The 6,335-nt window shown below is 66.2% G+C and carries 5 protein-coding genes; all 5 read left to right on the top strand.

Features of this window, described 5'->3' with window-relative positions:
- Window positions 1-420 precede the first annotated feature (420 nt).
- The 5 genes from ACWGIF_RS37660 to ACWGIF_RS37640 all read left to right on the top strand — a co-directional run bounded on the left by ACWGIF_RS37660 (window position 421) and on the right by ACWGIF_RS37640 (window position 6,290).
- Entirely contained in the window at window positions 421-2,073 is a 1,653-nt protein-coding gene (locus ACWGIF_RS37660; RefSeq protein WP_453504342.1) for a peptide ABC transporter substrate-binding protein, read from the top strand.
- Between the two features lie 197 nt (window positions 2,074-2,270).
- Complete coding sequence (locus ACWGIF_RS37655; protein ID WP_453504340.1) at window positions 2,271-3,197, top strand: ABC transporter permease; 927 nt, start codon at window positions 2,271-2,273, stop codon at window positions 3,195-3,197.
- A 23-nt stretch (window positions 3,198-3,220) separates the two neighbouring features.
- Window positions 3,221-4,144, top strand: a complete 924-nt coding sequence (locus ACWGIF_RS37650; RefSeq protein WP_453504338.1) for an ABC transporter permease — start codon at window positions 3,221-3,223, stop codon at window positions 4,142-4,144.
- Window positions 4,145-4,153: 9 nt separating this feature from the next.
- On the top strand, window positions 4,154-5,245 hold the full coding sequence (locus ACWGIF_RS37645; RefSeq protein WP_453504336.1) for an ABC transporter ATP-binding protein: 1,092 nt from the start codon (window positions 4,154-4,156) through the stop codon (window positions 5,243-5,245).
- A complete protein-coding gene (locus ACWGIF_RS37640) occupies window positions 5,238-6,290 on the top strand; it encodes an ABC transporter ATP-binding protein (RefSeq protein WP_326588190.1) in 1,053 nt (350 codons plus the stop codon). The genes ACWGIF_RS37645 and ACWGIF_RS37640 overlap by 8 nt, the downstream gene beginning before the upstream one ends.
- Window positions 6,291-6,335: the final 45 nt, after the last annotated feature.

Below are 6,335 nucleotides of genomic sequence, written 5' to 3'. Positions count from 1 at the left end.
CGTCCGTAGTGGCGCACCGCCCTGGAAATGCGGCAGCCCCTCCCGTCACGGACTCCGTGACGGGAGGGGCTGTTCGCTTCTGTCAAGCGGATTTTTGCGTTCAGGTGTCCGCATACCGACCGTGACACTCCGGAAGATGAGCTAACCGTCCGTTTCGCACGTGTCTGTCTCCTATCCGTTTGTCCGGATTTCGGGTTTCTGACGCGGATCGATGTTGTGAAAACGAGACCACTTAAGTGTGGTTTACGGCCTGACCGTCCCTGAGGATGGCTCCATTGAGCTCGGGTCAATGGGTCACGCGCTGTGGGGAGCGCGCCGACTCACGAGCACACTATGGGCAGGAAATTGCTCGCCGTCAGGGGTGTCGGCGAGGTTTTTTTGCCCCTCAAGTCGATCAGTGGACTCATGAGGAGGAAACCCATGCGCGGTGCCAAGAGCGCCAAGTGGGTCGTGGGCGCGGTTGTCGTCGCCCTGGCCGCTACCGCCTGTGGCGGCAGCGGTGACAGCAAGGACAAGGGCAGTTCTGCCGCCGGAGGCACGTTCCGGCTGGGCAGCACCGAGCCGGACACCATCGACCCGGGGCGCGCCCACGAGTCCACGGGCATCCTGCTGGCCAACGCCCTGTTCACCGGCCTGTACTCGAACACGCCGGACGGCCTGGCCGAGCCGGCGCTCGCCGAGTCGGCGAGCTCGGACGAGGGTTGCACGTCCTGGACCTTCAAGATCAAGCCGGACACCAAGTTCTCCAACGGCGAGGTCGTGGACGCCGAGGCGTTCTCCCGTGGTTGGGCCCGTGCCGCGCACAAGGCCGCCGCGTCCGACGTGGCGTACCACTTCGCCGGCATCAAGGGTTACGCGGAGCTGCAGGACGGCTCGGCCAAGACCTTCGCGGGTGTCACCACCCCGGACCCGAACACCATCAAGGTGGACCTGTCCAAGGCGGACTGCGAGTTCGTCCTGAAGACGGCGCACAACGCCTACAGCCCGGTCCCGAAGTCGGCCAAGGTCGGCGAAGAGGACAAGGCGTTCGGCGAGGCCCCCATCGGTAACGGTCCGTTCAAGATGGACGGCACCTGGGAGCACAACAAGGCGATCAACCTCGTCCGCAACGACGGCTACGCGCTGACCAAGGCGTCGCTGGACCGCGTCGAGGTCACGCTCCTCAACGACAAGACCGCGCACCAGCTCGAGTACGACGGCTTCCAGGCCGGCACGTTCGACTACGCGCACATCCCCACGCCGATGCTCAAGGTCGCCGAGGCCAAGTTCAAGGCGCAGAACAAGTGGTTCGCCAAGGACACGAACGGCATGAACTACGTTCTGCCGATCGGTGACAACGGCCCGACCGCCTCCAAGGACGCGCGTCTGGCGATCTCCTACGCGATCGACCGTCAGGCCATCGCCAAGGGTGTCTTCCAGGGCTTCCAGACCCCGTCGACCACCATCGTGCCGCCGGCGTTCCCGAAGGCGTACCAGAAGGACCTGTGCGTCTCCTGCGTCAAGCAGGACGTCGCCAAGGCCAAGGAGCACGCCGAGAAGGCGGGCCTGAAGCCGGGCTCCGAGCTCAAGTTCAGCTTCAACACCGGTGCGGGCCACGAAGAGTGGGTCCAGGCCGTCGCGAAGCAGATCGAGGACGTCCTCGGCGTCAAGGTCAAGCTGGACGGCAAGGACTTCCCGGGCATGCTCAAGGAGCAGCAGGGTGCCGCGGCCACCGGTGTCTACCGCTTCGCGTGGGGCGCGGACTACCCGACCCCGGAGAACTTCCTCTTCCCGCTCCTGCACTCGTCTTCCATGGCGAAGGACGCTGAGGGCAACGTGACCGGTGACAACCGTGCGCGTTACAACAACCCGGAGTTCGACAAGCTGATCGACACGGCCCGCGCCACCAAGGACGAGGCCGCTCGCATCAAGATGTACCAGCAGGCCGAGAAGATGGCCATGGACGACATGGCGCTCATCCCGACCTTCAACCGTTCCCAGTTCCGCCTGATGGCGACCGACAAGTTCAACGGTCTGGACGACATCAACTTCAACGAGGACCCGATCCTCGAGAAGATCTCGCTCAAGAAGTAATCGGTTCGGACGGTATATCCGTCAGGAGCGAACGTGCCGCGGCCCCCCGGTGACCGGTGGGCCGCGGCCCCGCTCGGCAGGCCGTTTTTACTTCGGCACCCCTCACATCCGCGGGCAATCCCCGCAGGCCGAGAGCCGACCCGTTCCTTGGGTCGGAGGCCGCTGCTCCCAGAAGCGGCCAGGTAGAGAGGCAAAACATGGGAAGGTACGTCGCCCGTCGCCTCGGGCAGATGGTCATAGTCCTCATCGGCGCGACCATGGTTCTGTTCGCGTGTCTGTTCGTACTCCCCGGTGATCCCGTGGGTTCGATCGCGGGCAGCGACAAGGCACGTGACCCCGCAGTGGTCGCGGAACTCAAGGCGCGTTACGGGCTCGACAAGTCGCTGCCCGAGCAGTATGTGAACTACGTCTCGAAGGTTGCGACCGGAGACCTCGGCGAGGACTTCGTGCAGCGCCGCGAGGTTTCCGAGATCCTCGCCCCCAAGCTTCAGAACACGGCGAAGCTGGCCCTGCTGGCCATCTGCCTCGTCACGGTGTTCGGTATGGGCGTGGGCATCATCGCCGCGCTCTACAGATACAGCATTCTCGACATGGCCACGACATTTTTTACGACGATGGCAGTCGGCTTCCCCACCTTCGTGATCGGCATGCTGCTCATGAAGTACTTCGCGGTGGAACTCCAGTGGTTCCCCCAGCTGGGCGGCGACAAGCTCATCGGCATGGTCCTTCCCGCAGTCACCCTCGCCATCACCGACATCGCCTTCGTCGCCCGCCTCACCCGCGGCACGATGCTCGAGGTGCTGCGCGCGGACTACGTGAAGACGGCCGTGGCCAAGGGACTTCCGCGCCGCCGCGTGCTGTTCAAGCACGTGCTGCGCAACTCGTCCATTCCCGTGGTGACCTACCTGGGCATTTCGTTCGGTGCACTCCTCGGTGGTGCGCTCATCACTGAGGCGATCTTCAACTGGGACGGTGTCGGTCTGGCACTGGTTCAGGCGATTCAGCAGCAGAACAACCCGATCGTGATCGGCGTCGTGACGTACAGCGTCGCCATCTTCGTCGTCCTCAGCCTCATCGTGGACCTGCTGTACGCGGCCCTCGACCCGCGTATCCGCCTCAGCTGACCGCCCCCAAGGAGGATTTCCTCATGTCTGAGCTCGCCACGAGCCCGGCGATCGGGGACGAGAACCCCGTGTCGTCCGCTTCGGCCCCGGCCGAACCCGCACCCAAGCAACTGAGCCAGTGGGGCGAGATCCGCCACCGCTACGTCCAGAACAAGCTGGCCGTCGTCGGCCTCTTCATCATCTGCGTTCTGTTCCTGACCGCGATCTTCGGCGACATGCTCGCGCCGTTCGACCCGTCGGCGCAGGACCTGGAGAACACGCTCGCCGGCCCCAACGGCACCCACTGGATGGGTACCGACGCCCTGGGCCGCGACATGTTCTCGCGCCTCATAGCCGGCACCCGCGTCGCCATGTTCGTCGGCCTCGCCTCGATCTTCTTCGCGGTGCTGATCGGCGTCGCCCTCGGTGCCATCGCCGGTTACTTCGCCGGCTTCGCCGACACCCTGGTCATGCGCATCGCGGACGTCTTCCTCGCGTTCCCGCTGATGATCGGCGCCGTCGTCATCATCCTGGTCACCGGCCGCGGCATCACCCCGGTGATCATCTCGCTGGCGATCTTCTCCTGGGCCACCGTGTCCAGGCTCCTGCGCAGCTCGATCCTGTCGGTGCGCGAGATGGACTACGTCCACGCGGCCAAGGCGCTCGGCGCCAGCGGCTGGCGGGTCGTCCGCACGCACATCCTGCCCAACTCGCTGACCGCCGTGCTGGTCTACGCGACGTTCAACGTCGGCACCACGATCATCGGCGTGGCGGCGCTCTCCTTCCTCGGCGCCGGCGTTCCCGTCGACGTCCCGGAGTGGGGCAACATGCTGGCCGCCGGCCAGGCCTTCATCGGCGTCGAGGACCACCTCTGGGTGTTCCCCAGCCTGTTCGTCGTCGTCACCGTGCTCGGCTTCGCCTTCGTCGGCGACGGCCTGCGTGACGCGCTCGACCCGAAGCTCCGGTAGGGCCGCCCGATGCCCCGAGACAACATCAGCAAGCAGGACGAAGGTGGCGGCGTGACGACGTCGGAGATTCTCAGCGTTGCGGAGACGGGCGGCGGGTCCGCCGTGCCGTTGCTGGAGGTGGACAACCTCCAGGTCGAGTTCAAGACCCGTGACGGGGTCGCCAAGGCCGTCAACGGCGTGAGCTACAGCGTCAGCTCCGGCGAGACCCTCGCCGTGCTCGGCGAGTCCGGCTCCGGCAAGTCCGTCACCGCTCAGGCGATCATGGGCATTCTCGACAGCCCGCCCGGACGGATCGCCGGCGGCGAGGTGCGCTTCCACGGCAAGGACATCCTCAAGATGTCCGACGAGGAGCGCCGCAAGCTCCGCGGCAACAAGATGGCGATGATCTTCCAGGACGCGCTGTCCTCCCTGAACCCGGTCTACTCGGTGGGCGACCAGCTCGGCGAGATGTTCCGGGTGCACCGCGGCATGTCCAAGAAGGACTCGAAGGCCAAGGCCATCGAGCTCATGGACCGTGTGAAGATCCCCGCCGCCAAGGCGCGCGTGGGCGACTACCCGCACCAGTTCTCCGGCGGTATGCGCCAGCGCATCATGATCGCCATGGCGCTGGCCCTGGAGCCGGACCTGATCATCGCCGACGAGCCCACCACGGCGCTCGACGTGACGGTCCAGGCCCAGGTCATGGACCTGCTCGCGGAGCTCCAGCGCGAGATGAACATGGGCCTGATCCTGATCACCCACGACCTCGGCGTCGTCGCCGACGTCGCGGACAAGATCGCGGTCATGTACGCGGGCCGGATCGTCGAGACCGCTCCGGTCCACGAGATCTACAAGCGCCCGTCCCACCCGTACACCCGTGGCCTGCTCGACTCGATCCCGCGCCTGGACCAGAAGGGCCAGGAGCTCTACGCGATCAAGGGCCTGCCGCCCAACCTGCTCCGCATCCCCGCGGGCTGCGCCTTCAGCCCCCGCTGCCCCAAGGCGCAGGACATCTGCCGTACGGAGATCCCGGTACTGCACCCGGTCACCGAGCAGGACGGCACCGAACTGCCGGGCCGCGGCAGCGCGTGCCACTTCTGGAAGGAGCAGATCCATGGCTGAGCTCACCAAGAACGCCACCGAGCGCGAGCCGATCCTCCAGGTCCGTAACCTGGTCAAGCACTTCCCGCTGACCCAGGGCATCCTGTTCAAGAAGCAGGTCGGCGCGGTCAAGGCGGTCGACGGAATATCCTTCGACCTCTACCAGGGCGAGACCCTCGGCATCGTCGGCGAGTCCGGCTGTGGCAAGTCCACGGTCGCCAAGCTCCTGATGAACCTCGAGCGCGCCACCGCGGGCGAGGTCCTCTACAAGGGCGAGGACATCAGCCGGCTGTCCGGCAAGGCCCTCAAGGCCGTACGCCGCAACATCCAGATGGTGTTCCAGGACCCGTACACCTCGCTGAACCCGCGCATGACGGTCGGCGACATCATCGGGGAGCCCTTCGAGATCCACCCCGAGGTGGCTCCCAAGGGCGACCGGCGCCGCAAGGTCCAGGAACTCCTGGACGTCGTGGGCCTGAACCCGGAGTACATCAACCGCTACCCGCACCAGTTCTCCGGCGGTCAGCGCCAGCGCATCGGCATCGCCCGCGGCCTGGCCCTCCAGCCCGAGATCATCATCTGCGACGAGCCGGTCTCCGCGCTCGACGTGTCGGTGCAGGCGCAGGTCATCAACCTGATGGAGAAGCTCCAGGACGAGTTCAACCTGTCCTACCTCTTCATCGCGCACGACCTGTCGATCGTCCGGCACATCTCGGACCGCGTGGGCGTCATGTACCTCGGCAAGATGGCCGAGATCGGCTCCGACGCCGAGATCTACGAGCACCCGACGCACCCGTACACGCAGGCGCTGCTCTCGGCGGTCCCGGTCCCCGACCCGGCCGCCCGCGAGGGCCGCGAGCGGATCATCCTGACCGGCGACGTGCCGTCCCCGGCCAACCCGCCGTCGGGCTGCCGCTTCCGCACCCGCTGCTGGAAGGCCCAGGACAAGTGCTCCACCGAGGAGCCGCTGCTGGCGATCCCGGAGCGCTTCAAGGGCCAGGACACCCTGGCCGCGCACAGCTCCGCGTGCCACTTCGCCGAGGAGAAGGCCATCCTGGCCGTCTGACGTACGCGCTCGGCACGACGGCCGGCCCCCGGTGCTCCACGGCAC

This window comes from Streptomyces sp. NPDC054849 (assembly GCF_053610945.1).
This window is presented reverse-complemented; position numbering and strand designations above follow the sequence as displayed.